The sequence below is a fragment of the Sphingomonas sp. VDB2 genome, from assembly GCF_047946695.1.
Lineage (GTDB): Bacteria > Pseudomonadota > Alphaproteobacteria > Sphingomonadales > Sphingomonadaceae > Sphingobium > Sphingobium bisphenolicum.
This window is the reverse complement of the sequence record NZ_CP159615.1, coordinates 3,346,865-3,372,960: the sequence shown is the minus strand read 5'-3', so window position 1 is coordinate 3,372,960 and position 26,096 is coordinate 3,346,865. Positions and strand designations below refer to the sequence as shown.

Sequence of the window (26,096 nt, the reverse complement as noted above, 5' to 3'; positions counted from 1 at the left end):
GGTGCTTGAATTTCTATTTGTCTGAGTATATCAGGAGGCGGAGCGCGTCAACGCGCCATGCCCAATTTTTGCGTCAGCCATTTCTTGAATCAGGATGCCCCGATGAGCGATTCGCCCAAGACCTTCCCGAAGCTGCGCAGCCGCGCCTGGTTCGACAACCCAGACAATATCGACATGACCTCGCTCTATCTGGAGCGCTATCTGAACTTCGGCCTGAGCCTGGACGAATTGCGCAGCGGCAAGCCGATCATCGGCATCGCCCAGACCGGCAGCGACCTGTCGCCCTGCAACCGCCACCATATCGTGCTGGCCGAGCGGATGCGCGAGGGCATTCGCGAAATGGGCGGCATCGCGCTCGAATTTCCGGTCCATCCGATCCAGGAAACCGGCAAGCGCCCGACCGCGGGCCTCGACCGCAACCTCGCCTATCTGGGCCTGGTCGAAGCCCTGTACGGCTATCCGCTGGACGGCGTGATCCTGACCACCGGCTGCGACAAGACGACGCCGGCGCTGCTGATGGCTGCCGCCACCGTCAACATCCCCGCCATCGCTTTGTCGGTCGGCCCGATGCTGAACGGCTGGTTCAAGGGCGAGCGCACCGGGTCCGGCACGATCGTCTGGAAGGGTCGCCAGCTGCTGGCGGCGGGCAAGATCGATGACGAAGGCTTCATCAAGCTCGTCGCCTCGTCCGCGCCGTCGACCGGCTATTGCAACACGATGGGCACGGCATCGACCATGAACAGCCTGGCCGAAGCATTGGGCATGATGCTGCCGGGTTCCGCCGCCATCCCCGCCCCCTATCGCGATCGCCAGGAAGTCGCCTATCTCACCGGCAAGCGCATCGTCGAAATGGTCGCCGAAGACCTCAAGCCGTCGGACATCATGACGCTGGACGCCTTCCACAACGCCATCGTCGTCAATTCGGCGATCGGCGGATCGACCAACGCACCGATCCACCTGTCCGCCATCGCCCGCCATATGGGCGTCGACTTGCCGCTCAAGGATTGGGAGACGGTCGGGCATAAGGTGCCTCTGCTGGTCAACCTCCAGCCCGCCGGCGAGTATCTGGGCGAGGATTATTATCGCGCCGGCGGCGTTCCCGCCGTGGTCAGCCAGTTGATCGACCAGGGCCTGATCCGCGAAGGCGCGATGACCGTCAATGGCAAGACCATGGGCGAAAATTGCAAGGGCGTGGAGATCGAGGATGAGAAGGTCATCCGTCCGTTCGGCCAGCCGCTGGTCACGGACGCCGGCTTCCTCGTCCTGTCGGGCAATCTGTTCGACGCCGCCGTCATGAAGACCAGCGTCATCAGCGCCGAGTTCCGCGATCGTTATCTGTCCAACCCCGACGATCCCGAAGCCTTCGAAGGCCCGGCGGTCGTGTTCGACGGGCCGGAGGATTATCATCACAGGATCGACGATCCGGCCACCGGCATCACCGCCAACTCGCTGCTGTTCATGCGCGGCGCCGGGCCGATCGGCTATCCGGGCGCGGCGGAAGTCGTGAACATGCGGCCGCCCGCCTATCTCATCACCGAAGGCGTTTCGGCCCTGCCCTGCATCGGCGATGGTCGCCAGTCGGGCACGTCAGGCAGCCCGTCCATCCTCAACGCCTCGCCCGAAGCGGCGGCAATGGGCGGCCTGGCGCTGCTGGAAACCGGCGACCGGGTCCGCATGGACCTGAAAGCCGGCACGGTGAACGTCCTGATTTCGGACGAGGAACTGGCCGAGCGCCGGGCGAAGCTGGAGGCCGCTGGCGGCTTCCAATATCCCGCCTCGCAAACCCCCTGGCAGGAAATCCAGCGGTCGGTCGTCGGCCAGTTGAACACCGGCGCCATATTGGAAGGCGCGGAGAAATATCAGCGCATCGCCCAGACCATGGGCCTGCCGCGCGACAACCACTGATCCTTGTAAAAAAGGGGGCGGCTATCCATCTGAGGCCGCCCCCTTCCCTGTCATTTCAGCCTGATATGTGCCGCAAACGGGTCCGATCCCGGCGGCATGATCGACCCGCTATTCCACCCCCCATTCAGGAGAACATCATGTTCAACGGAGCCATCCTCATCGGCGCGAGCGAGCGCACCGGCGGCGCGCCTTTCTACGCCATCGACCCGTCCACCGGCGCCAGGGGCGACATCGCCTTCTCCAACGCCTCGGTCGCCGATGTCGCCGACGCGACTGCGCTGGCCGACGCCGCGTTCGAAGCCTTCTCCACCCTGACCCCCGACGCGCGCGCCACCTTCCTGGAAAGCGTCGCCGACCAGATCGTCGCCATCGGCGACCTGCTCATCACCACCGCGATGAGCGAATCCGGCCTGCCCCGCGGCCGGCTGGAGGGCGAACGCGGCCGCACCGTCGGCCAGTTGCGCCTGTTCGCCTCCTATGTCCGCCAGGGCGACTGGCTGGACGCCACGATCGACAAGGCGCTGCCCGACCGCGCGCCCCTGCCCCGCAGCGACCTGCGCCGCGTCAATCAGGCGCTCGGCCCCGTCGCCGTGTTCGGCGCATCCAACTTCCCGCTGGCCTTCTCGGTCGCGGGCGGTGACACCGCGTCGGCCTTCGCCGCGGGTTGCCCGGTCGTGGTGAAGGGCCATCCCGCCCATCCCGGCACCGGCGAACTGGTCGCCCGCGCGATCATCGCGGCGGTCGCAGCCTGCGGCCTGCCCGAAGGCGTCTTCTCCTACCTGCCCGGCACCACCAATGATCTGGGCGGCGCGCTGGTCGCCGATCCGCGCATCAAGGCGGTGGGCTTCACCGGGTCGCGCGGCGGCGGCATTGCGCTGATGCAGATCGCGGCCAAGCGCGAAGAGCCGATCCCGGTCTATTCGGAAATGTCCTCGATCAACCCGGTCGTCCTGCTGCCCGGTGCGCTCGCTGCGCGCGCCGAAGCGCTGGGCACCGCATTCGTCGGTTCCATGTCGCTGTTCGCCGGCCAGTTCTGCACCAATCCCGGCATGGTGATTGCGCTCGACAGCCCCGATCTCGACGGCTTCGTTGCGTCGGCCGCCAATGCCCTGTCGGCCAACGCGGCGCAGGTCATGCTGACGCCCGGCATCCACGCCGCCTATGAAAAGGGCGTCGAGGCGCTGGCCAGCGCGGACGGCGTCACTACCGTCGCGCGCGGCACCGAAGCGGACGGCGTCAATCGTGGCCAGTCGGCCTTCTTCGCGACCGCCGCCGACCAGTTCCGCGCCAACCCGGCGCTGGCGCATGAAGTGTTCGGCGCGTCCTCGATCCTGGTGAAGTGCGCCACGATCGATGACGTGATCGCCACCATCGCCGATCTGGAAGGCCAATTGACCGCCACGCTCCAGATGGAAGCCAGCGATGCGGACGATGCCGCCAAGCTGCTACCCACGCTGTCGCGCAAGGTCGGCCGCGTCCTCGCCAATGGCTGGCCCACCGGCGTCGAAGTGACCCATGCCATGGTCCATGGCGGCCCCTTCCCCTCGACCTCGGACGGCCGTTCGACCTCGGTCGGCACCTTGGCGATGATGCGCTTCCTGCGTCCCGTCTGCTATCAGGACCTGCCCGACGCGCTGTTGCCGCCCGCATTGCAGGACGCCAACCCCTGGAGCCTGACGCGCCGTAACGAAGGCAAGCTGGACGTCACCGCATGACGATCCGGGCAGGTCTGGTAGGGCTCGGCAAGATCGCGCGCGATCAGCACCTGCCCGCCATTGCGAAGATCGACGGCATCGATCTGGTCGCCGTCGCCAGCCGCAACGCGCAGGGGGAAGGGGTGAACAACTACCCCGACCTCGGCGCGATGCTGGCGGGCGAACCGGACCTCGACGCCGTCATCCTCTGCCAGCCGCCGCAGGTCCGCTATCAGGCGGCCCGGCAGGCGCTGCTGGCGGGCAAGCATGTGTTTCTGGAAAAGCCGCCGGGCGCGACCGTGTCCGAAGTGGAGGCACTGACTGCGCTGGCCAAGGCGGAGGGCGTCACGCTCTACGCAAGCTGGCACAGCCGCTATGCCGCCGCCGTGGCGCAGGCCAAGGCGTGGATCGCGGCGCGCAAGGTCGAGCGGATCGACATCCAGTGGCGCGAGGATGTCCGTCACTGGCATCCGGGCCAGCCCTGGATCTGGGAAGCGGGCGGCTTTGGCGTGTTCGATCCGGGCATCAACGCCCTGTCGATCCTGACCGAAATCGTCGGCGAACCGATCACCGTCCTATCGGCCGAACTGGAAGTGCCGTCCAACAAGCAGGCGCCGATCGGCGCCACGCTGGCCATGGCGACGGCATCCGGAGCCGCGATCGACACCGTGTTCGACTGGCGCCAGACCGGGCCGCAAACCTGGGACATCGCGGTCGAGACGGACAAGGGCAGCCTGCTCCTGTCCGAAGGCGGCAATACCCTCCGCCTCGACGGCGAAGTGCAGATGAAGGCGCCGGATGAGGAATATCCCACCATGTATCGCCGTTTCGTCGGCCTGGTGGCGGACAAGGCGGTCGACGCCGACACAGCGCCGCTGCGTCTGGTGGCGGACGCCTTTCTTTGCGGACGGCATTGCCCTACGGCAGCATTTGAGGACTAGATTATAGGAGCGGGGATTTGGGTAGCGGGCGTAAGATCGGATCCGAGGAGGGCGTACTGCGCATCCATCAGACGATCGCCCGCGACCTGGGCACCGCCATCCTTACGGGCAAGCACAAGCCGGGCGAATTGTTCGAGGGTGAAATCGAGGCGTCCGAGCGCCTCGGCGTCTCCCGCACCGCCTATCGCGAGGCGGTGCGCATCCTGATCGCCAAGGGGATGCTGGAAAGCCGCCCCAAGGCCGGCACCCGCGTCCTGCCGCGCAGCCGCTGGAACGTGCTGGACCCCGAAATGCTCGCCTGGATGTTCGCGGGCGAGCCGGACGCCAATTTCATTCGCGACCTGTTCGAGCTGCGCGGCGTGATCGAACCCGCCGCGGCCGAATTCGCCGCGCGGCGTCGCACCGACGATCAGATCGCGACGATGGAGACGGCGCTAGCAGAGATGGGGCGCTTCGGCCTGTCGACCCCCGACGGCCGCGCCGCGGACCAGCGTTTCCACCACGCCATCCTGGCCGCCACCCATAATGACGCGCTGGAGGCGCTGGCCAGCTCGGTCGGCGCAGCGGTCAGTTGGACCACGACCTTCAAGCATCGCAAGAAGCTGCTGCCGCGCGACCCCCTGCCCGACCATCGCGCCGTGTTCCAGGCGATCGCCGCCCGTGACACCGCCGCCGCCCGCGCGACCATGGCGGAACTCCTGCGCCTGGCGCTCGCCGACATGGATATCGCGCTGGCGGAGCCTGGAGGGTAAGGCAGCCCCCCATCCGTTCGGGCTGAGCGAAGCGACCTCCCTGCGGTCGGTCGAACCCTTCGATTTGGCTCAGGGCGGACGGATATGGGATATCAACCCAATATAAATTCCACCCCCGCCTTGGCGTGGATGCCGGTGCAATCATAGATCGGCAGGACATTGGCCTTTACGTCCACGATCAGCTCCAGCTCGGTGCAGGCCAGCACCACCGCCTGCACGTCCTCCTTGGCGATGTCGGTCAGTTCCGACTTCATATAGCGTTCGGATTCCTTGCTGACCTTGCCCACGGTCAGTTCGTCATAGACGATGCGGTCGATCCGGTCGGCCAGTTCCATGTCGGCGGGCAGCAGCGAAATGCCGTGCGCGACCAGTCGCTGGCGATAGAATTTTTCGGTCATCACGTTGCGCGTGCCGATCAGCGCCGCCTTTTCGATGCCGTCCGCCTTCATCTTCTTGCCGACGATATCGGCGATATGCAGGATCGGGATGCCGACCGCCGCCTGCACCCGGTCATAGACGCGATGCATCGAATTGGCGCAGATCAGCAGCGCGCCTGCGCCGCCCTGCTCCAGCCGCTGGGCCGCGCCGATCAGTTGGCCTGCCGCGCAGTCCCAGTCATTTTCCGTGGCGCAGCGCGCGACTTCGGCGAAATCCAGGCTCTCGATCAGCAACGGCGCACTATGCTGCCCGCCCAGCGCGCGGTGGACCGCCTGGTTGATGATGGCATAATAGCGCGCGGTGGAGGTCCAGCTAAGGCCGCCGATCAGGCCGAGTTTGTGCATATACGTCTCCGCTGCGGGAATGATTGGCTGGTAGCGTTAGGGTAAGCCCGCCCCGCTGGGCAAGGCTCTTGATGCAATCCTGCGCGCGCGCCACGCCAGGCGCAGCCCCGCGACGCCCGCCATGCCGCCCGCCACGACCATAGCGCCGTTGCCGATCGCAAAGCCCAGCGCCGCCGCCGCCCAGCCCGCGCCGCTGGTCAGCAAGGCCAGTTCGCCCAGCCTGCGCCCGAACGCCAGGACGAGCGCGCCCGCCAGCGTCGCCACGCCCAGGCCGAACCCCGCCACCAGCATCCCGCCCCCAAATGGAAGCACCGCGCCATCGTCGCCCAGCAGGCCGAACGCGCCGGGATTGCGCCACAGGGTCGCGGCCATGGCCATCGCCGCCACGCCCAGCAGGCCATGACCCGCGACGGCCAGCCAAAGCAGGGCCGCCACCGCACTGCGCCGCGCCAGCAACAGCGCGATGCTGCCGCCGATCACGACCGCGCTGACCATTTCCGGCAGGTTGACGACATCATGGCTGTAGACCGCCGCCGCCGCGCCGGTCGCGATCCCCGCCATCGCCCAGCGATTGCCGTGGCCGCCGTCTCGCATCCACAATCCCACGAACATCAGCGCGACGGACAGGAGATAGGCGCCCGCCACCACGGGCGACGGATCGATGCCGTCCAGTTGCGCGCCCAGCCATGCCGGACCGACCGGGGGCATCATGCGTCCGTGTCCTCATCGCCTGCGCCGTCATCACCCGGCGACACGCGGCGTTCCGGAACGCCCAGCAGGATGACACTCGCGGCGCTGGCACATAGCAGGGCGATCAGGGCGAGATAGCGCGCGGTCGCGCTGCCCGCTTCCGCGGCGGCGATCAGCGCCCCGACGAGGAGGATGGCGGCCACGCCGCCAATGCCCGACTGCCAGTGCGGCCGTTCGGGATCAGGCCCCGGCCGGGCGGCGACATAGCCGCCCGCACAGGCCAGCAGGAACAGGGGGATCAACGCCGGCGCGCCCGTCATGCGCGCGCGCCTCCTGTGTCGCCCTGCGGCAAGTCGATCAGCTTGAAATCAGCAGCACCACCAGCGCGGCGAGCGCGACGCTGACGATCGTGCCCCATTTGACGAAGCCGACGAAGCTTCCATAGGTTGCATTCGCAGCCTTCATATTGCCGTCCGACGCCATATCCTGTCCCCTTGTCCCAAGCGATTGTCGCCCACCTCTTATCGCCAAGGGTCTTCGCCCTCAACCCGCCGCCTTCAAGAAAATTCTTCGCGGTTAAGCACGCCTTTACCCCCTGCGCTTACCATCGCCTCCGGGTTGCATATGAGGGGTTTTGATGGCGCGCGACGGCGTACCGATGCTGATGCTGATCGACGACGAACCGGCGCAGCGACGCCTGGTGTCGGCGCTGGGGGCGCGTGCGGGATGGCGCACCATCTTCGCCGCCGACGGCGAAACCGCCATTGCGACGCTGGGCACGCAGGACGGGATGCAGCTCGACGCCATCATCCTGGACCAATGGAGCCCGGACTATGAGCCATCGGGCCTGATCCGCGAGATTCGCAGCCGTCGTCCGGCACTGCCGATCCTGATCCTGACCGCGCATAACAATGTCGCCATCGCCGTGGAGGCGATGCGCGCCGGCGCCACCGACTATCTGTCCAAGCCGATCGCGCCCGAACGGCTGCTGGCCGCCTTGAATGCGACGCTGGCCGAAGGCGCGGCGGCGGGCGAGTTGCGCCCGCTCACCGAAAAGATCACCGCCCCCCTCTCCTTCGAGGATGTAGTCGGCTCCGCCCCGCAATTCCGCGCCGCGCTGGCCATCGCGGCCAAAGCCGCCCGCGCCCGCGTGCCGGTGCTGATCGAGGGCGAAAGCGGCGTGGGCAAGGATGTCATCGCCCGCGCCATCCACGCCGCCTCCCCCCGCCACAAACAGGCGATGGTGACCGTGAATTGCGGCGCGATCCCCGCCAATCTGGTCGAATCGGAATTGTTCGGCCATGAACGCGGCGCCTTCACCGGCGCGTTCGACCGCCATGTCGGCAAGTTCGCCAGCGCCGACATGGGCACGCTCTTCCTCGACGAAGTCAGCGAAATGCCATTGGACGCGCAGGTCAAGCTGCTGCGGGTGTTGCAGGATGGCGAAGTCCAGCCGATCGGCGCGCGCCGCCCGGTCCATGTCGATGTCCGCGTCATCGCCGCGACCAACAAGCGGCTGATCGAGGAGGTCGAGGCCGGCAATTTCCGCGAGGATCTTTATTACCGCCTCAACGTCGTCCAACTGACCGTCCCGCCCTTGCGCGAACGCATGGGCGACATTCCCGCGCTTTGCCGCCATCTGCTCGCCCGCATCGCCACCCAGCCGGGGCTGCGCGGGCTGGGCGTCACCGATGATGCGCTGGCGCTGCTGATGCAACATGGCTGGCCGGGCAATGTCCGCCAGCTCCAGAACGCCCTCTTCCGCGCCGCCGTGCTGTGCGAGGGCGATGCGCTGACGCCGCAGGATTTCCCGCAGATCGCCTCGCAGATCCAGGCCGGGGCCAGCATTTTGTCGCTGCGCCCGCGCGCCGCCAGCCAGCCGCATCGCGACGGCGCGGGCATCACCCTGTTCGAAGGCGACGGCCATGTCCGCCAACTGGCCGAGATCGAGGCCGACGTTATCCGTCTCGCCATCGGCCATTATCGCGGCCGTATGACGGAAGTCGCCCGGCGGCTGGGCATCGGCCGCTCGACCCTCTATCGCAAGCTCGCCGAACTGGGCATCGACAGCGCGGCCTGAACGGCCGCAATGAACAGATGATCGGGACCAGCGGCCTGCGGCGTTGAATTATCCGCGCGCCTATGCTTTGGATCGTCCCATGAAACATGCCGCTCTCGTTGCCTGCCTCCCCGTTCTCCTGCTCGCCGCCTGCGGCCGGTCCGAACCCGTGTCCGACATGCCGACGCAGGAGGAACTGGCCGCCGCCGCCAACGCCGCCACGGCCAATGCGCTCGCCAATGCCGCCGCAGAGGACACCGACAATCGCAATTACGTGAACCAGGCGCGCGGCTTTTCCATCACCTTCCCTGAAGGCTGGACCGTCGACAAGGCCGCCAGCACGGCCGACGGCGCAGTCTATCAGGACCCCGGCGCCGGCGCGGACGTGCGCGTCTTCTGGCAGAAGAACGACAATGACCAGACGCTGCAGCAGATCGTAGAGGCGGTGAACGACAGCGCCGAAGGCGTGGACGGCGATTTCGTCGGCGAGAATGAATATCGCGGCACCGCCAATGACGGCGAAGGCAATAATGTCGCCATCCGCCTGCTCAAGCAGCCCGACGGATCGATCGTGACCGCCACCTTCGTCTATCCCGAAATGCTGAGCGAACAATATCAGGGCATCGCCGAGCAGACGCTGTCCAGCCTGCGCAGCTTCGCGCCCAAGAGCGGGACGACGCCTGCGCCCGCGGCCGTCCCCGCACCGGCGGCCAACGCGAACTGATCCTGCGCGCGTCATGATCGGTCCCTTCGCCCCCGCCGACCAGCAGGGCGTGCTGGACCTGATCCTGTCGATCCAGCGCGACGAATATGGCATCGCCATCACCGCGGCCGACCAGCCCGACCTCACCGACATTCCCGCCTTTTACGGGCCGGGCGCAGGCGGTTTCTGGGTCGCGCGGCAGGATAGCCGGCCGGTCGGCACGGTCGCGCTCAAGGATATCGGATCGGGCGCCGTCGCCCTGCGCAAGATGTTCGTCGCCGCCAGCCATCGCGGCCGCGCGGCGGGCGTGGCGCAGGCGCTGCTCGACACCGCGCTGGCGGCCGCCCGCGACCGGGGCGTGACCCAAATCTGGCTCGGCACCACCGACCGCTTCGTCGCCGCGCACCGCTTCTACGAGAAGAACGGCTTTGCGCTGGTGGAAGCCGAAACCCTCCCGCCCGGCTTTCCACGTATGGCGGTCGACAACAGATTCTATGCGCGCTTGGTGGATGAAGCCGGTCGATGTGCCTCCGCCTAAACCGCGCCTAGCCCCGCATCCGCCAGCCCGCGCCACAGGTGCAATGCCTGCACGCTTTCGCGGACATCATGCACCCGCACCATCTGCGCGCCCAGTTGCGCCGCGCGGAAGGCGAGCGCGATCGATCCGCCCAGCCGATCCGCCGCCGGCGCCTCGTTCGACAGCGCCCCGATCAACCGCTTGCGGCTCCCTGCGAACAGCAGCGGCACGCCCAGCGCCTGGAAAGTCGCCAGGCCGTTCACCAGCGCCAGATTGTCGGCCAGGCTCTTGCCGAAGCCCAGCCCCGGATCGACCATGATCCGGTCGCGCGCGATCCCCGCCCCCTCGCACGCGGCGATCCGCGCCTCCAGATGGTCGAACACGTCGGCGACGACATCGCCATAACCGCCCGGATTGTCATGCGGATCGTCGCCAGCGGATGGGGCGTGCATCAGGATCACCGGGCATCCCGCGCGCGCGACCACTTCCAGGCTGCGCGGATCATGCGCCAGCGCGCTGACGTCATTGACGATGCCGGCGCCCGCCGCCAGCGCCGCCTCCATCACGCCTGCCTTGCGCGTATCGACCGACACCGGCACGCCCGCCGCCGCCAGCCGCTCGATCACCGGGGCGATGCGGGCGATCTCGTCGCCCTCCCAGACCTTAGGCGCGCGCGGCCGGGTCGATTCGCCGCCCACGTCGATCAGCGCCGCCCCCGCCGCCGCCATCGCAAAGCCGGCATCCGCCGCCGCCTGGGGATCGTCGACATGCTTGCCGCCGTCGGAGAAGCTGTCGGGGGTGACGTTCAATATCGCCATCACCTGGGGCGCGTCGAAGCGGATCGTGCGGTCGCCCAGCACCAGCGGCGCGCGAAGCGCGGAGATATGCGCCGCCAACCGCTGCGCCCGCACTGCCAGGGCATCGGGCAGTCCCGCAATGGCCGCATCGAAATCCGCCACCGGCACCACGATCCGCGCGATCCGTCGCGCGCCGTCGAAGGCGCTCAGTTCATAGCCCTGGAACCAGATCAGCCCATTGCCCATCCGCGCCACCGACCCGTCGGGCAAGCCGATCGGCGTCGGCACGAACCATGTGGGCTTCAGGTAGAGGCGGGCGTGAGGAGGGATGGTAGGAAGCATCGACTATCCTTCGGGCAGATGTGGCGCACATCCCTTAACGCGACCCCGTGCTCCTGCGAAGGCAGGAGCCCCCTTCAGACCGTGCGCGGTCGAACGGGCGGCAGGACTGGGCTCCCGCCTGCGCGGGAGCGCCCCATCATTTCAAGGCTCGTTCGCCAGCAAATAGGTCTGTCGCAGCGTGTCGATCGGCTGCAACTTGCCCTCGACCTCCACATGCCAGAAGGTCCAGCCGTTGCAGCTCGGTGCATTTTGCAGCGTCGCGCCCATCTTGTGGATCGAGCCGCTGTCGGCCCCCACCAGCAGCGATCCGTCCGCGCGCACCTCCGCCTGCCAGCGGCGCTTGCTGTCCATCAGCAGCGCGCCGGGCGTCAGATAGCCCGTCTCGACCAGCGTGCCGAACGCGACCTTGGGCTGCTGGCGCGCGGTCTGCATGATGGTCAGCGCGCTTTCGTCCAGCGGCAGCGCCGCCTCGATCCGCTCCAGCGCGACCTCGATATAGTCGTCCTCGCGCTCGATGCCGATCCATTTGCGGCCCAACCGCTTGGCCACTGCGCCCGTAGTGCCGGTGCCGAAAAAGGGATCGAGCACCACGTCGCCCGGCTTGGTGCAGGCCAGCATCACGCGATAGAGCAGCGCCTCGGGCTTTTGCGTCGGGTGCGCCTTGGTGCCGTTGCGCTTCAACCGTTCCTGCCCGCCGCAAATCGGCAGCACCCAGTCGGAGCGCATCTGCAACTCGTCGTTCAGCGTCTTCATTGCCTTGTAGTTGAACGTATATTTGGCGTCTTCGCCCTGGCTCGCCCAGATCAGCGTCTCATGCGCGTTGGTGAAGCGCGTGCCCTTGAAATTGGGCATGGGGTTGGACTTGCGCCAGATGATGTCGTTCAGGATCCAGAAGCCTTCGTCCTGGAGCGCGGTGCCGACGCGGAAGATATTATGATAGCTGCCGATCACCCAGATCGAACCGTTGGGCTTCAAGATACGGCGCGCCTCGCGCAGCCACGCCTTGGTGAAGCGGTCATAGCTGCCCAGCGTGTCGAACTTGTCCCAGTCATTGTCGACCGCGTCGACGCGGCCGCCTTCGGGCCGGAACAGGTCGCCGCCCAGTTGCAGATTATAGGGCGGATCGGCGAAGATCATGTCGATGCAATTGTCGGGCAGCCTGGCCATTTCCGAAATGCAATCGCCGCGCAGCAGGGTGTCGGTCGCGATCTGGGCCGCCTCGACCGCGATCGGCCGTGCCGCTTTCTTCCGCCGCGGCGCCGCGACGCGCTCCATTACACCCATATGCAAAAGCCCCCGAATTCGTTCTGAGGCCCAGCGATGAGTCCTCGGGAGTCCGCCGTCAAGATCAGCAGCTTATCACAGGGACTTCAGTAAATGGTTAACGTGCAGGGGAACGAAGGGTGGACCCACAAGATATAGAGTCGCACGACTCGCCCCAGACTCCATATCGGGCGGTGTGACTCAAAAGACTCTATCCCCCGCCCCACCGAACTTTTTTTGGTTAACGCCGGTGCGGGACGGTTTCGTGGCCAAAAACTTGACCAATTCATAACCCGATGATTATGGGTTAACCATGACAAGTGATTCACGAAGCGCAGATCGCGACGCCGCCACCGATGCCCTGTTCAAAGCATTGTCCGACGGCACCCGCCGCGCTTTGCTGGAAGCGCTGGTGCGCGAGGGCGAGCAGAATGTGCAGGCGCTGACCCAGCAATCGGGCGTATCGCAGCCGATGGTGTCGCGCCATATGGCCAAGCTGAAACGTGCCGGCCTCGTGACCGCCCGCCGCACCGGCCGCGAAACCTGGTACGCCGCGCGGGTGAAGGGCCTGGCGCCGGTAATCGGATGGATGGCCGTCCACGGCGCGCTCTGGTCGCAGCGCTTTTCCGCGCTGGAGGGGTTGGGCGAGTGATGGTGGAATCGTGAGATGACGGATTACGATCAAAGGCGGACATCAGCGATGCCGTGTTCCCGCGAAGGCGGGAACCCAGTTCCGCCGTTTCAACTGGGTTCCCGCCTTCGCGGGAACACGGATATGCGTAACCCGATCATCGTAAACCCGCCCTTCCTCGCCATCCAGAGATAAGCCCAAATTTTTACTTCTCCGCATGCTCCGCGCCTCCGCGCGAAAAATTTGATATCGCGGAGGCGCGGAGCAGGCGGAGAAAAAGCGGGACGTCGGCTTTCGGCGATTTTCCACATATTGGGAATGACAGCGAAAATTGCTGCCCAGCCTATCGGCAATAGCCCTCCTGCCCGTTGACCACGATCAGGCAGTCCTGCTTGCCTGCCAGATATTTAAACCCCGTCTCATCGCCATTGCCCGGCCGGATCGCCAGATCCTTGCCGTCGCGCACGAAGCGGATCGTGGTGCCTTCGGCGACGCCGCTATAATCGCCCTGCCGGTCGAGATTATCCTTGTTGGTCAGCGCATAATGGCCCGGCTTGCCGTCGGGCGAGGGCTGGATGTCGAGGAACAGCCCCTCCGGCCCGGTCCAGCGCCCCACCCAGTCGTCGGTCGGCAGACGTGCGTCTGCCGCCTGCGCGTTCGCCGGCACCGAGTCCATGTCCTCGATCGTCTCGACCGCGGCGGCGTTTGCGGCATTGTTCGCGACCGCCATAGTGTCGTCGCTCTTGGCGCAGCCCGCCAGCAGCAGGGGCAGGATCAGCAGGGGGGAAAGGGCGCGCATCATCCGTCAATCTCCTTCATGTCCCGGGAAGAACCAACCGGGCCGCCGGTTCGATCCCTTGCTTGAGACGCCATCTTGCCAGCCGCACCGTCAGCGCGCAAAGGATGAAGCGGGGGGAATGACTGTGAACGACAATAAGGACGATAGCATGGGCAAGGCGCGACCCAGGGCGCGATTTGTCCGGGAAACGGCGGATGTACGACGCCAGGCGCTGATCGAGGCGACGGCCCGATGCCTTGCCGAGAAGGGCGTGGGCGGCACGTCGGTCCGGGCGATCTGCGCTCATGCCGGGGTATCGTCGGGCCTGCTGACCCATTATTTCGATGGCGTCGATGCGCTGATCCTGGCCACCTATGCCGATGTCGGCGCGAAAGTCTCCGCCGCGCTCGACGCCGCGGTGGAGGCCGCGGGCGACGATCCGCGCGACCGGCTGCGCGCCTGCCTCCAGGCCAATTTCCTCTCGCCGATACTCGATCCCGACCTGCTCGCCACCTGGATCGCCTTCTGGAGCCTGGTCAAGTCCGACCCGAAGATCGCCGCGGTCCATGCCGAAGTCTATGGCGGCGCGCGGGCGCAACTGGAAACGCTGCTGCGCGCCGCCGCCCCGGCGATGAGCGACGCGCGCGTCCGGGTCGCCGCGATAAGCCTGACCGCGCTGGTCGACGGCCTGTGGCTCGAACTCTGCCTCGACCGGTCGACCTTTTCGCCCGAAGAGGCCCAGGCCATGGTCGAAGACGCTATGCTACAGGTGCTGGCAGGCATTTGAGAACAGGCGAAGCGATCGATCAGTCCGACAGGCTGTGATCGTTTTTCTCACTCAGACCATCTCAGAAAACCAATTTCCCCCGAATCGACCGCATCCCTACATGGGTGTTCGCAACTGCAACATCATATCGAGGATCTGGACAGCCTATGGCTCTCATCAACACCACCATCAAGCCGTTCTCCGCCACTGCCTATAAGGAAGGCAAGTTCGTCGACGTGACCGACGCTGACGTGAAGGGCAAGTGGGCGGTCTTCTTCTTCTACCCGGCCGATTTCACCTTTGTCTGCCCGACCGAGCTGGAAGATCTGGCGGACATCTACCCGACTCTGCAGAAGATGGGCGTGGAAGTCTATTCGGTGTCGACCGATACGCATTTCAGCCACAAGGCTTGGCACGACACCTCGCCGGCGATCGGCAAGATCAACTATTATATGCTGGGCGACCAGTCGGGCCAGATCACGAACAATTTCGACGTGATGCGTCCGGGCGTGGGCCTGGCCGACCGCGCGACCTTCCTGGTCGATCCCGAAGGCGTGATCCAGTTCATGGAAATCACCTCGGAAGGCGTCGGCCGCAACGCGACCGAACTGCTGCGCAAGGTCAAGGCTGCACAATATGTCGCCGCCAACCCCGGTGAAGTCTGCCCCGCCAAGTGGGAAGAAGGCGAAGCCACCCTGGCGCCGTCGCTCGACCTGGTCGGCAAGATCTAAACAACCCGTCCCCTAACGGGTCGCAAAGTGGCCCGGAGTGGAACCTCTCCTCCGCTCCGGGCCATATTTGTATCTAGAGTTTTCGATTCTGTCGCGGTTTCCGCCGGAAACCGCTTTGAGGAGTTTCCCCCATGCTCGACGCAACCCTGACGCAACAGCTCAAGGCCTATCTGGTCAACATCCGCGAGCCGATCGAACTGGTCGCCGCGCTGGGCGACGACGCCAAATCGAAGGAACTGGGCGACCTGCTGAACGAAATCGCCGCCCTGTCGGACAAGGTGTCCGTGGTGGACGGCGCCGATCCGCGCACGCCGAGCTTCCTGATCCGCCGCGTCGGCACGGACATCGGCGTGCGCTTCGCGGGCCTGCCGATGGGCCATGAATTCACCTCGCTGGTGCTTGCCCTGCTCCAGGTCGGCGGCCATCCGTCGAAGGCGGCGCAGGACCTGATCCAGCAGATCAGGGATATCGACGGCGACTTCGCCTTCGAAACCTATTTCTCGCTCTCATGCCAGAACTGCCCCGACGTGGTGCAGGCGCTGAACCTGATGAGCGTCCTCAATCCCCGCATCAGCCATGTCGCCATCGACGGCGCGCTGTTCAAGGAAGAGGTGGACGGCCGCAAGGTGATGGCCGTCCCCACCATCTTCCTGAACGGCGAACCCTTCGCCAGCGGCCGCATGGAACTGGAGCAGATCGTTGCGAAGATCGACAGCGGCGCGGCCATCCGCGCGGCCGAAAAGATCAGGAAGCAAGACCCGTTCGAAGTGCTGATCGTGGGCGGCGGCCCCGCCGGCGCGGCATCGGCCATCTACGCGGCGCGCAAGGGCATCCGCACCGGCGTCGCGGCGGAACGCTTCGGCGGCCAGGTGCTCGACACGATGGATATCGAGAATTTCATCTCGGTATCGCGCACCGAAGGGCCGAAGCTGGCATCGGCGCTCGAAGCCCATGTGAAGGATTATGACGTCGAGATCATGAACCTGCAAAAGGCGGCCAAGCTGATCCCGGCCAAGACCGAAGGCGGCTATCACGAGGTCGTGCTGGAAAACGGCGCATCGCTAAAGGGCCGCACCCTGATCCTGTCCACCGGCGCGCGCTGGCGGCAGATGGGCGTGCCGGGCGAGGACGACTATCGCAACAAGGGGGTCGCCTATTGCCCGCATTGCGACGGTCCGCTGTTCAAGGGCAAGCGCGTCGCGGTGATCGGCGGCGGCAATAGCGGCGTCGAAGCGGCGATCGACCTGGCCGGGATCGTCGCCCATGTGACGCTGATCGAATATGACAGCCAGTTGCGTGCAGACGCGGTGTTGCAGCGCAAACTCGCCAGCCTGCCCAACGTCAGGATCATCACGTCGGCCCTGACGACCAAAGTGGACGGCAATGGCGAACGGGTGACGGGCCTGTCCTACAAGGACCGCAACCATGGCACGGAACATGATGTCGAGCTGGAGGGCATTTTCGTTCAGATCGGCCTGGTGCCCAACACCGAATGGTTGAAGGACGCGATCGCCCTCTCCCCGCGTGGCGAGATCGAGATCGATGCGCGCGGCGAAACCAGCCAGCCGGGCATCTTTGCGGCCGGCGACTGCACCACGGTGCCGTACAAGCAGATCGTGATCGCGATGGGCGCCGGATCGACGGCGGCGCTGTCCGCCTTCGATTACCTCATCCGCCTGCCCGCCAGCGAGGAGGCCGCGCAAGCCGCATAAGCATAGCCCCGAGCGGGGTTTACGCGAAAGGCCGATCCGGCGACGGGTCGGCCTTTTTGCGTATCCGCGGCGCGGTTTCGGGCAGCGTCAGCAGAACGGGCAGCACGCACAAGGCCACCAGCGCAATCATCGCGCCCGGCGCCGGCGCCCAGCCGCTGCGTTCGATCAGCCAGTGCGCCAGCCACGGCGTCAATCCACCGAACAAAGCCGTCGCGCTGGTCGCGCCGAAGGCCAGGCCGCTCAGCCGCCCCTCGCCGGGAAACTGCTCCGCCGTAGCCACCGCGCCGACTGCGCTGACTGCGCCGCCCAGACAGGCCAGCACCACCGCGCCGGCCAGCGCCACGCCAAACCCGCCCTGCATCAGCAGGAACATCGCCATCGGCAAGACCATGCCCGCCAGCGCCAGCGCCACCAGCACCGGCCGCCGCCCGACCCGATCGGTCAACCATCCGACCAGCGGCGTGACCATGATCACCGCCAGCGCGGCCAGCGTCGACAGCCACAGCGCGTCCGCCTCCCCCGTCGTGCCCATGGCGGCCAGGAAACTCGGCACATAGGTGATGCCGACATAATAGGTGATCGACCCCAGCGCCGAGATCGCAAAGCCCCGGCCGATCGCCGCCCTGTGGTGGCGCAGGCTATGGGCCAGCGGATTGGCGGGCGTGGTTGCCTGCGCCTGCTGCCGCAGAAAGTCGGGCGATTCCGCCATCGTGGACCGCGCCACCAGGATCACGCCAGCCAGCGCCGCGCCCACCAGAAAGGGTATCCGCCATCCCCAGTCGCCCAGCGCCTGCGCATCGAGCGAGGCAACCGTGATCGCCGACACGCCCGCCGCGAGCAGCGCGCCCACCTCACTCGCCGCCGATGCCAGCGACGTCACGAACCCGCGCCGCTCGGCCCGCGCGCCCTCCAGCAGATAGGCCACCACGCCGGTATATTCGCCACCGACGGAGAAGGCCATGACACAGCGCAACCCGATCATCAGCCACCCCGCCAGCGGCCCGACATGCGCATGGGTCGGCAGCATCGCGGTCGCCAGCATCGCCGCGGTCATCATCCCCATCGACAGCAGCATCGTCACCCGCCGGCCATAGCGATCGCCGATATGGCCGAACACGATCGCGCCGACCGGCCGCATCAGATAGGCCAGCGCAAAGCCCGCCAGCGCATCGCCCAGCCCCACCGCGCCCCCGCCGAAGAAGATGCGCGACAGCACCGTGGCGAAATAGAGATAGAGGGTGAAATCATACCATTCGACGATGGTGGAGAGCCCCGCGACCGCCAGCGATCGGGTGGGCAGCGATCGAGGGGATATGGGGTCTGCCAAGCGATCCACCTGCATTGATGCGCCTTCCTTGCTGCCGAACGATCATAACTGCCCCGGTCCTTTCCGCATGGGAAGAGCCCGCAGGGACAGGGCCGGTACAGCGTGAACGCCCAGTCCGATAATCCGTCCCGTCGGTGGAAAAGGATAGGGCGAGGAGGGTGGATGACGGTCAGTCTGCTTTTGAACCAAAAGCACTGAAAGCCGACGCGGCGCTATGCAGATGCCTCGACCCATCGCCGAAATATGCCTATGGCTGCTGACAAGTCGAGCGGCCCGCAACTCGCTTCGAAGAAGTGGCCGTCCACGCGCGCGACCCACCAACTTCCGCCCTGCTGCCACCCTTCTAAATCATCACTGATTGTTCCGTGCTCCACACGTTCAAACGCGCGGTCTTGCGTCGGCGTGTCGGTCAGGTCGATCTTGATTGTCCATCCGGGATTGTCGAGCGTGTCGATCTTTACTCCATAGGAGTGCTCCCAGTCGCTGTCGCATCGAGCCAGATACCATTGGCTTAGCCAATTAAGATTGTCTTCGTTCATGCTGCTACCATCGACCAGAGTAAGGACGTCCGCAATCAGGAACGGCTCAACGGGGCCGCTAATGGCGTGATTGGTCGTTTCCGGCTCGGCCGGATCAATCTGAATGCCAGTGGGCGAACGTCCACCACGTTAACAAAATGCCAAAGGCGATAACGGTCAAGAGCCACCACCAGACTGTCTCCGCTTGGGCACGTAGCCAAGCATCGATAAGAGGTATCTCTATGGCGATAAGAAACCCAATCGACAACCATGCCGACAGATTGAGTGGCAGGTAGTTATAACCGAGCCAGCGTCGGAAACGGGGTCTATCCATCAGCACACCATAGCAGTGCTGCCAGTGTCCGCAATTAGCGCAGCTTCGCAAATGCCATAACGGCCGAAAATGGTCGCGTCCCGCCATTACACCTAGCCTCAGACCAAATTCTACGCGGCAGTCCGCCTGTTCAAACGCCCGCGACAGGCACGGTACGCCCTACCCCCGCACCATCCCGAAAATCGCCGGATCGACTTCCAGCCTCGGCACACCGCCCGCATCGTCACGCGCTGGCGGAGGCAGCATCATCCGCTCGCTCCGCGCCGGCCCGAACGTCACCACTTGGCTCCCCGGATCGCCCAGCACCAGCGCATCATATTGCAGCGCCGCAGTCAGCCGCGCCTGCGTCACCTCCACCAGCGTCCCCATCTTCGTCAGCGCGAAAAGGTCGCGGGCAAAGGCATAGGGCAGGCGGATGCAGCCGTGGCTGGCGGGATAGCCCGGATTATGCCCGGCATGGAGCGCGATCCCATCCCAGGTCAGCCGCTGCATATAGGGCATGGGCGCATTGCTGTAGAGGTTGGAGCGGTGCCATTGCCGCTTTTGCAGGATCGGATAGTCGCCGGTCGGGGTGCGATGCCCCTTCATCCCCGTCGATACGCTCGCCAGCCCGATCAACTGGTCGCCGCTATAGACATGGATCATCTGCTTTTCGATGCTGATGACCATGTAGATCGGGCCGTCCCACGGCCCCTGCCCCAGCCAGCGATAGCCGCCCGGCGCCAACTGCTGCGCGCCGCCCTGCGACTGGGCGGGCGCTGCGGCGGGCATCGCCATTGCCATTGCGCCGGCCAGGGCGAGGGGGCGCAGCATGGACAGGCGAAGACGAACGGCGGGCATAAGCATTTCTTAACCATGATATTCGCCAGCGCCAGCATGCAGTTTGGCGGGCACGCGCTGTGATCCCATCATGGGACATCGGCCACCGCGCGCGACACCGCTGTCCTACAGTCCCGCAAGCTGATAGAGGAAAGGTAGCAAGCCATTGAAAGGCATGAATTTTATGGAAAAACACTCACAGGCGACATGCATCATCTTCGTGAAGTTCCGGTCCAGCCGCGCACCCCGCCGCCCGCAACAAAATGACGCGGCCATAGCCGCCAACATGCGCAAAGCCTGACATGGGCGGCCAAAGGGAATAATATGTTTCGCTGACCGCCCCCAGCCTGTAAGGGGTCCGCTTCCACCGCCTTGAAGGACCGTTGCAATGCCCGCCTACCGCTCCCGCACCACCACCCACGGCCGCAACATGGCGGGCGCGCGCGGGCTTTGGCGCGCGACGGGCATGAAGGACGAGGATTTCGGCAAGCCGATCATCGCCATTGCCAATTCATTCACCCAGTTCGTGCCGGGCCATGTCCATCTGAAGGATCTGGGCCAGCTTGTCGCGCGGGAGATCGAGGCCGCGGGCGGCGTCGCCAAGGAATTCAACACCATCGCCGTCGATGACGGCATCGCCATGGGCCACGGCGGGATGCTCTATTCGCTGCCCAGTCGCGACCTCATCGCCGACAGCGTCGAATATATGGTCAACGCCCATTGCGCCGACGCGATCGTCTGCATCTCCAACTGCGACAAGATCACGCCCGGCATGTTGATGGCCGCCATGCGCCTCAATATCCCCGTCGTCTTCGTGTCGGGCGGGCCGATGGAAGCGGGCAAGGCCACCGTGCGCGGCAAGAAGGTCGCGCTCGACCTGGTCGACGCGATGGTCGTCGCCGCCGACGAAAATTACACTGACGAAGAAGTGCAGACGATCGAGCGTTCCGCCTGCCCGACCTGCGGCAGTTGTTCGGGCATGTTCACCGCCAATTCGATGAACTGCCTGACCGAAGCCCTGGGCCTCTCGCTGCCGGGCAACGGTTCCACGCTGGCCACCCATGCGGACCGCGAACGGCTGTTCCGCGAAGCCGGTCATGTCATCGTCGACATCACCAAGCGCTATTATGAACAGGACGACGCCAGCGTCCTGCCGCGCAGCATCGCCAATTTCGCCGCGTTCGAAAACGCCATGAGCCTCGACATCGCCATGGGCGGGTCGTCCAACACCGTGCTGCACCTGCTCGCTGCCGCCTATGAAGGCGGGATCGACTTCACCATGGCCGACATCGACCGTCTGTCGCGCCGCGTGCCGTGCCTGTGCAAGGTCGCGCCCGCCAAGAACGACGTCCATATGGAGGACGTCCATCGCGCCGGCGGCATCATGGCGATCCTGGGCGAACTGGAGCGCGCCGGCCTGATCGACGCCAGCCTGCCGACCGTCCATGCGCCGACGATGGCCGCCGCGCTCGCGCGCTGGGACATCGGCCGCACCAACAGCGAGGACGTGCGCAACTTCTACCGCGCCGCGCCCGGCGGCGTGCCGACCCAAACCGCGTTCAGCCAGTCGGAGCGCTGGGAAGAACTGGACACCGACCGCGAAAAGGGCGTGATCCGCTCGGCCGACCATGCCTTCTCCAAGGATGGCGGCTTGGCCGTGCTGTTCGGCAACCTCGCGCCCGAAGGCTGCATCGTCAAGACGGCGGGCGTGGACGAGAGCATCCTCGTCTTCCACGGCACCGCGCGCGTCTATGAAAGCCAGGACGCGGCGGTCGCGGGCATTTTGGGCAACGAAGTCAAGGAAAAGGACGTCGTCGTCATCCGCTATGAAGGGCCAAAGGGCGGTCCCGGCATGCAGGAAATGCTCTACCCGACCAGCTATCTGAAGTCGAAGGGGCTGGGCAAGGCCTGCGCGCTCATCACCGACGGCCGCTTTTCCGGCGGCACGTCGGGCCTGTCGATCGGCCATGTCTCGCCGGAAGCGGCCGAAGGCGGCCTGATCGCACTGGTCCAGACCGGCGATCCGATCGTGATCGACATCCCGGCCCGCGTCATCAAGGTCGACCTGGACGACGCCCTGCTGGCCGAGCGCCGCGCGGAAATGGAATCGCGGGGGGCGAAGGCCTGGAAGCCCTTCGGCCGCAAGCGCGAAGTCTCGCCTGCCCTGCGCGCCTATGCCGCAATGACCACCAACGCCGCCAAGGGCGCGGTCCGCGACGTCAGCCAGATCGAGCGCTGATCCGATCACCAGGTCCGTCGCGGTCGACAGGCGCGGCGGACCTGGGCGCTCGGCCGGGTAGGGACCGGCAAATTGCGGATGCCACCCATGTCGTCATAACTGGGCCAGGCAATTGGCGAGATCGCTTTGCTTGAACGGCTTGGTCAGGCGCGGCAAATCGGGCGAGATGCCCTTTCCTTCCGCATAGCCCGACACGACTAGCACACGCATACCGGGCCGCAACTCCCGCAGCTTCGTGGCAAGATCGGTGCCCGTTATGCCCGGCATCAGATGATCGGTAACAAGCAGGTCTATCTCGTCGGACCCATGCATCAACCTGAGCGCTTCCTCGCCTGAATGCGCTTCCACGACCGTATATCCCAATTCGCTGAGCATGTGCGCCGTACTGGCGCGCACCAGATCCTCGTCATCCACCACCAGCGCGATGCCGCAATCGCGATGGCTGTTGTCGATCTCCAGCGGCGCCGACGCCTGTTCGGGGCGCGCATCCGTTGCCGGCAGCCACAGGTCGATGCGCGTACCCCGCCCCACCAGGCTGTCGATGGACAGGCCGCCGCCCAGTTGCGCGGCGAGGCCGTGGACCATGGAAAGGCCAAGGCCGGTCCCCTGCCCGACGCCCTTGGTCGTGAAAAACGGCTCCACAGCTTTGGCGATCGTGTCCGCATCCATCCCGGACCCGGTGTCGGTCACGCTCAGCCGCACATAGGCGCCCGGCCGCAATCGCGCCGCATTGCCGGGCTTGATCTGGTCCGGTGCCGCACCGATCGTCAGGGTTCCGCCATCGGGCATCGCATCGCGCGCGTTCACAGCCAGATTGAGGAGCGCCATCTCGATCTGGTTCGCGTCCGCCTTGGCCGGCGGCAGCGGATCGGCGATGTCTATCGCTACCCTGATCCGCGGCCCACAGGTGCTGGCGACCAGATCGAACAGATTTCCCACCAGATTGCCGATGTCGATCGCGGTCGCCTGCAACGGCTGGCGCCGGGCGAAGGCCAGCAACCGCTGCACCAGCGTGCGTGCGCGATCGGCCGACTGGACCGCCCCTTCGATCAGCTTGCGTTCCCGTTCGGTGCCAACCCCGCGCCGCAGCAACAGGTCGAGGCTGCCCACGATCGGCGTGAGGAGGTTGTTGAAGTCGTGCGCAACACCACCCGTCAATTGCCCCATCGATTCCAGCTTCTGCGACTGGCGGAGCGCTTCCTGTGTACGTTCGAGCGCCTCGGTGCGCTCTACGACGCGCTCCTCCAGCGTTTCGTTAAGGCCCCTCAGCCGCTCCTCGCTCTCGCGCAGCGCCAGCTCCATCTGCCGCCGTTCGGAAATATCGTTGAACAGGACCGCGACCCGTCCGGCGTCCGGATCGCCGACCCGAAATGCATAGACATCGTACCAGATATTTCCCAGCGCCTCGGCATGCTGCTCGAAACGCACGCGCTCGCCGGTCCTGGCAACGGCGCCATAGACGTCGAACCAGTGCTGCTCATGACCGGACACCATGGACCGCATCGTCCGCCCCACGGCCCCCTGCAACCCGGTCTGGCGCTCGAAGGCGGGATTGGCCTCCACGAACATATAATCGATCGGGCGTCCGTCCGCGTCGAAGATCATGTCGATGATGCAGAAGCCTGCATCGATCGATTCGAACAGCGATCGATATTTATCCGCGCCGCGATGCAGTTCCTCCAGCCGCGAACGTGCCTCATATTGACGCCGCCGGCCCCGCAGCGCCGACTGGGCGAGACTGACCATGGTCGTGGGGTGGAAGGGCCGCTCCAGAAAGGTGACGTTGCCGAGCATGTCCAAAAACCGCTTGGCCGCCGGGTTGCGTTCGAGGCCGCCGCCCTTCTGGGTCAGCAGCACGAACGGAAAATCGGACCATTCCGGCTGCGCTTCCAGCCAGAGCGCGAGCGGATTGAGATTGGCCGTCCGCAGGCCTTCTTCGGTAAGGAGCGCGAAACCCGCTCCCCGTTCCAGCTCGCCGACAAGATCTCGCAATGCGTTGACGACCGTCGATCCCAACCCCGCATCGGTCAGGATCGACGCCGCAATAGCAGCGTCGCGCCCATGGGGCGCCAGAATGATCGCGCGTTCGGAGAAATGTGGGCTCACCGAGCCTCGTCTTCCAGCAAGGGAGTCGCGCCCTGTCCGCCGACGAAATTGGGCACGCCCCGCAACACGCCCTGAAAGCCGATCAATGGTTCGCCCAGACGAATGCCATAGCTGCCGATGCGGAACTCACGGATCGTATCCTCATGCGCACCTGTGCGCTTCTTGATGATCGAAATGGCGCGCCGCACGCGCCCGGACGCCTCGAAATAACGTAGCAGCACCACGGTGTCAGCCAGATAGGTCACGTCGACAGGCGCTTTCATGTCACCGACCAGGCCATGTTGCGCCACGGTCAGGAAGGTCGTCGCCCCCTGTCGGTTGAGATATTGCAGCAATTCGTGCATGTGCAGGACCAAAGCATTCTCTTCCGGCATCGCCGCCTGATACCCGTTCAGGCTGTCGATGATGATCGTACGGACCTTGTGCTGTTCGACACAGGTACGCACGCGTTGGGAGAACTCCCCAGGGGACAATTCGGCCGCATCCACCTGTTCGATGAAGAGATTGCCGCTATCGACCATGGCCTGCATGTCGATGCCCAGCCCGATCGCGCGGTTGAACAACAGGCCGATTTCCTCGTCGAACACGAACATCGCCGCCCGTTCGCCGCGCGCAATCGCCGCCGCGACGAAGGTCAGGGCAAGCAACGACTTGCCGGTCCCGGCCGGCCCCAGGACCAGGACGCTCGATCCCCGTTCAATCCCCCCGCCCAGCAGCGCATCCAGTGCGGGCGAATTGCTCCGCAACACGTCGCGCACGAACTCCGTCTTATGTTCAGCCGACACCAGCCTGGGAAAGACCCGTACGCCGCCGGTATCGATGATGAAATCGTGGAAACCGCCGCGGAACCGGCGCCCTCTATATTTGATGACGCGCAGCCGCCGCCGTTCGGGCCCATATTCTGGGGACAATTCTTCCAGGCGGATCACGCCATGCGCAACGCTATGGACCGTCTTGTCGGCGACGTCGGCGGTCAGGTCGTCCAGCATCAGTACCGTAGCGTTCTGCGTCGAGAAGAAATGCTTGAGCGCGAGGATCTGACGGCGGTAGCGCAGCGAACTCTGCGCGAGCAGGCGAATTTCCGACAGGCTGTCCAGCACGACCCGGTCGGGCTTCACGCTCTCGAACATTTCGAAGATACGCCGCGTGGTCTCCCCCAATTCCAGGTCAGACGAATAGAGCAGGCTTTGTTGCTGGTCCTCGTCCAGCAGACTTTCGGGCGGGACCAGTTCGAAAAGGTCGATACCGGTGAGATCCCAGCCGTGCGACTGTGCGCTGTCGCGCATTTCGTCTTCCGTCTCAGACAGCGTGACATAGAGGCATTTTTCGCCGCGCGTCGCGCCTTCCATCAGGAACTGGGTGGCGATCGTCGTCTTGCCGGTCCCCGGGCTGCCTTCCAGCAGGAAGACCCGGCCGCGCGTCAATCCACCCGCCAGGATATCGTCCAGGCCCCCAACACCGATGAGAGCAGGTACGGTGGCAGCGTGGGTCATGCTCTTGTTCCTTGTAGTTCCACAGGCTCATCGAGCTAACACAGCCGCCTTGCCGGCAAAATCGATCTCAGCCTGATCCATATCAAGAACAACGCAAACCCCGTTTATTTCCTGCGGAGCCCGGCCCATTTCAACAACGCCCCTCTCTCCACTCCGGTGACCCCGACAATCAGGCAATCCGCCGTGCCGCCATTGTA

24 protein-coding genes are annotated in these 26,096 nt (G+C 65.4%); 12 read left to right on the top strand and 12 right to left on the bottom strand.

From position 1 onward, the window contains the following. The first annotated feature begins 102 nt into the window (after positions 1-102). From ABT375_RS16825 to ABT375_RS16810, 4 genes are all read left to right on the top strand, one after another. Positions 103-1,905 carry an IlvD/Edd family dehydratase gene (locus ABT375_RS16825; RefSeq protein WP_224551200.1) on the top strand — a complete coding sequence of 601 codons (1,803 nt, stop codon included), beginning with the start codon at positions 103-105 and terminating at the stop codon, positions 1,903-1,905. A gap of 137 nt (positions 1,906-2,042) precedes the next feature. Next, positions 2,043-3,620, top strand: coding sequence for an aldehyde dehydrogenase (NADP(+)) (locus ABT375_RS16820; RefSeq protein ID WP_416463406.1), 1,578 nt, complete (start codon positions 2,043-2,045; stop codon positions 3,618-3,620). After that, positions 3,617-4,540 (top strand): Gfo/Idh/MocA family protein, encoded by a 924-nt coding sequence (locus ABT375_RS16815; RefSeq protein WP_416463405.1) that lies wholly within the window; start codon positions 3,617-3,619, stop codon positions 4,538-4,540. Before ABT375_RS16820 ends, ABT375_RS16815 begins: the two co-directional genes overlap by 4 nt. 17 nt (positions 4,541-4,557) lie before the next feature. After that, complete coding sequence (locus tag ABT375_RS16810; protein ID WP_416463404.1) at positions 4,558-5,292, top strand: FadR/GntR family transcriptional regulator; 735 nt, start codon at positions 4,558-4,560, stop codon at positions 5,290-5,292. A 92-nt stretch (positions 5,293-5,384) separates the two neighbouring features. Here ABT375_RS16810 and ABT375_RS16805 read toward each other — a convergent pair whose 3' ends face one another. From ABT375_RS16805 to ABT375_RS16790, 4 genes are read right to left on the bottom strand one after another with little or no spacing between them, the layout of a single operon-like run. After that, a complete protein-coding gene (locus ABT375_RS16805; protein WP_261935407.1) occupies positions 5,385-6,074 on the bottom strand; it encodes an aspartate/glutamate racemase family protein in 690 nt (229 codons plus the stop codon). A 36-nt stretch (positions 6,075-6,110) separates the two neighbouring features. Beyond that, positions 6,111-6,785, bottom strand: a complete 675-nt coding sequence (locus ABT375_RS16800) for a hypothetical protein (protein ID WP_416463403.1) — start codon at positions 6,783-6,785, stop codon at positions 6,111-6,113. After that, positions 6,782-7,084, bottom strand: a complete 303-nt coding sequence (locus ABT375_RS16795; protein WP_416463402.1) for a hypothetical protein — start codon at positions 7,082-7,084, stop codon at positions 6,782-6,784. Before ABT375_RS16795 ends, ABT375_RS16800 begins: the two co-directional genes overlap by 4 nt. Positions 7,085-7,121: 37 nt before the next feature. Then, positions 7,122-7,229, bottom strand: a complete 108-nt coding sequence (locus tag ABT375_RS16790) for an aa3-type cytochrome c oxidase subunit IV (protein ID WP_224551193.1) — start codon at positions 7,227-7,229, stop codon at positions 7,122-7,124. Positions 7,230-7,401: 172 nt separating this feature from the next. Here ABT375_RS16790 and ABT375_RS16785 point away from each other — a divergent pair, with 172 nt between their 5' ends. The 3 genes from ABT375_RS16785 (at position 7,402) to ABT375_RS16775 (ending at position 10,064) form a co-directional block, all read left to right on the top strand. Then, positions 7,402-8,844: a sigma-54-dependent transcriptional regulator gene (locus ABT375_RS16785; protein ID WP_066605617.1), complete on the top strand. Its 1,443-nt coding sequence runs from the start codon at positions 7,402-7,404 to the stop codon at positions 8,842-8,844. Positions 8,845-8,923: 79 nt separating this feature from the next. After that, positions 8,924-9,547, top strand: coding sequence for a hypothetical protein (locus ABT375_RS16780; RefSeq protein ID WP_416463401.1), 624 nt, complete (start codon positions 8,924-8,926; stop codon positions 9,545-9,547). A gap of 13 nt (positions 9,548-9,560) precedes the next feature. Beyond that, positions 9,561-10,064: a GNAT family N-acetyltransferase gene (locus tag ABT375_RS16775; RefSeq protein WP_416463400.1), complete on the top strand. Its 504-nt coding sequence runs from the start codon at positions 9,561-9,563 to the stop codon at positions 10,062-10,064. On the opposite strand, the gene folP is transcribed toward ABT375_RS16775, so the two are convergent. Both folP and ABT375_RS16765 read right to left on the bottom strand, forming a co-directional pair. Further along, positions 10,061-11,182, bottom strand: a complete 1,122-nt coding sequence (gene folP, locus ABT375_RS16770) for a dihydropteroate synthase (RefSeq protein ID WP_416463399.1) — start codon at positions 11,180-11,182, stop codon at positions 10,061-10,063. The two genes, ABT375_RS16775 and folP, sit on opposite strands and share 4 nt — an antisense overlap. 141 nt (positions 11,183-11,323) lie before the next feature. Continuing rightward, positions 11,324-12,466, bottom strand: a complete 1,143-nt coding sequence (locus ABT375_RS16765) for a site-specific DNA-methyltransferase (RefSeq protein ID WP_416463398.1) — start codon at positions 12,464-12,466, stop codon at positions 11,324-11,326. 292 nt (positions 12,467-12,758) lie between these two features. Between ABT375_RS16765 and ABT375_RS16760 the strand changes: the two genes are divergently transcribed. Then, positions 12,759-13,097 (top strand): ArsR/SmtB family transcription factor, encoded by a 339-nt coding sequence (locus ABT375_RS16760; protein WP_416463397.1) that lies wholly within the window; start codon positions 12,759-12,761, stop codon positions 13,095-13,097. A 322-nt stretch (positions 13,098-13,419) separates the two neighbouring features. On the opposite strand, the gene ABT375_RS16755 is transcribed toward ABT375_RS16760, so the two are convergent. Further along, on the bottom strand, positions 13,420-13,875 hold the full coding sequence (locus ABT375_RS16755) for a hypothetical protein (RefSeq protein ID WP_416464926.1): 456 nt from the start codon (positions 13,873-13,875) through the stop codon (positions 13,420-13,422). 148 nt (positions 13,876-14,023) lie between these two features. On the opposite strand from ABT375_RS16755, the gene betI reads away from it, so the two are divergent. The 3 genes from betI (at position 14,024) to ahpF (ending at position 17,063) form a co-directional block, all read left to right on the top strand. Continuing rightward, positions 14,024-14,641 (top strand): transcriptional regulator BetI, encoded by a 618-nt coding sequence (gene betI, locus ABT375_RS16750; RefSeq protein ID WP_261936789.1) that lies wholly within the window; start codon positions 14,024-14,026, stop codon positions 14,639-14,641. 146 nt (positions 14,642-14,787) lie between these two features. Continuing rightward, positions 14,788-15,351 (top strand): alkyl hydroperoxide reductase subunit C, encoded by a 564-nt coding sequence (gene ahpC / locus ABT375_RS16745; protein WP_066604289.1) that lies wholly within the window; start codon positions 14,788-14,790, stop codon positions 15,349-15,351. A gap of 131 nt (positions 15,352-15,482) precedes the next feature. Next, positions 15,483-17,063 (top strand): alkyl hydroperoxide reductase subunit F, encoded by a 1,581-nt coding sequence (gene ahpF, locus ABT375_RS16740; RefSeq protein ID WP_416463396.1) that lies wholly within the window; start codon positions 15,483-15,485, stop codon positions 17,061-17,063. 19 nt (positions 17,064-17,082) lie between these two features. Here the strand turns inward: ahpF and ABT375_RS16735 are convergent, their stop codons facing one another. From ABT375_RS16735 to ABT375_RS16725, 3 genes are all read right to left on the bottom strand, one after another. Then, on the bottom strand, positions 17,083-18,405 hold the full coding sequence (locus tag ABT375_RS16735) for an MFS transporter (RefSeq protein WP_416463395.1): 1,323 nt from the start codon (positions 18,403-18,405) through the stop codon (positions 17,083-17,085). A gap of 197 nt (positions 18,406-18,602) precedes the next feature. Beyond that, on the bottom strand, positions 18,603-18,929 hold the full coding sequence (locus tag ABT375_RS16730) for an immunity 53 family protein (protein WP_416463394.1): 327 nt from the start codon (positions 18,927-18,929) through the stop codon (positions 18,603-18,605). A 472-nt stretch (positions 18,930-19,401) separates the two neighbouring features. Beyond that, positions 19,402-20,019 (bottom strand): L,D-transpeptidase family protein, encoded by a 618-nt coding sequence (locus ABT375_RS16725; protein WP_416464925.1) that lies wholly within the window; start codon positions 20,017-20,019, stop codon positions 19,402-19,404. A 430-nt stretch (positions 20,020-20,449) separates the two neighbouring features. Here ABT375_RS16725 and ilvD point away from each other — a divergent pair, with 430 nt between their 5' ends. After that, positions 20,450-22,300 carry a dihydroxy-acid dehydratase gene (gene ilvD / locus ABT375_RS16720; protein ID WP_416463393.1) on the top strand — a complete coding sequence of 617 codons (1,851 nt, stop codon included), beginning with the start codon at positions 20,450-20,452 and terminating at the stop codon, positions 22,298-22,300. 93 nt (positions 22,301-22,393) lie between these two features. Here ilvD and ABT375_RS16715 read toward each other — a convergent pair whose 3' ends face one another. Together ABT375_RS16715 and ABT375_RS16710 are read right to left on the bottom strand one after the other, a co-directional pair. After that, positions 22,394-24,406: an ATP-binding protein gene (locus ABT375_RS16715; RefSeq protein ID WP_416463392.1), complete on the bottom strand. Its 2,013-nt coding sequence runs from the start codon at positions 24,404-24,406 to the stop codon at positions 22,394-22,396. Beyond that, positions 24,403-25,899, bottom strand: coding sequence for an ATPase domain-containing protein (locus tag ABT375_RS16710; protein ID WP_416463391.1), 1,497 nt, complete (start codon positions 25,897-25,899; stop codon positions 24,403-24,405). Before ABT375_RS16710 ends, ABT375_RS16715 begins: the two co-directional genes overlap by 4 nt. Between the last annotated feature and the right edge of the window lie 197 nt (positions 25,900-26,096).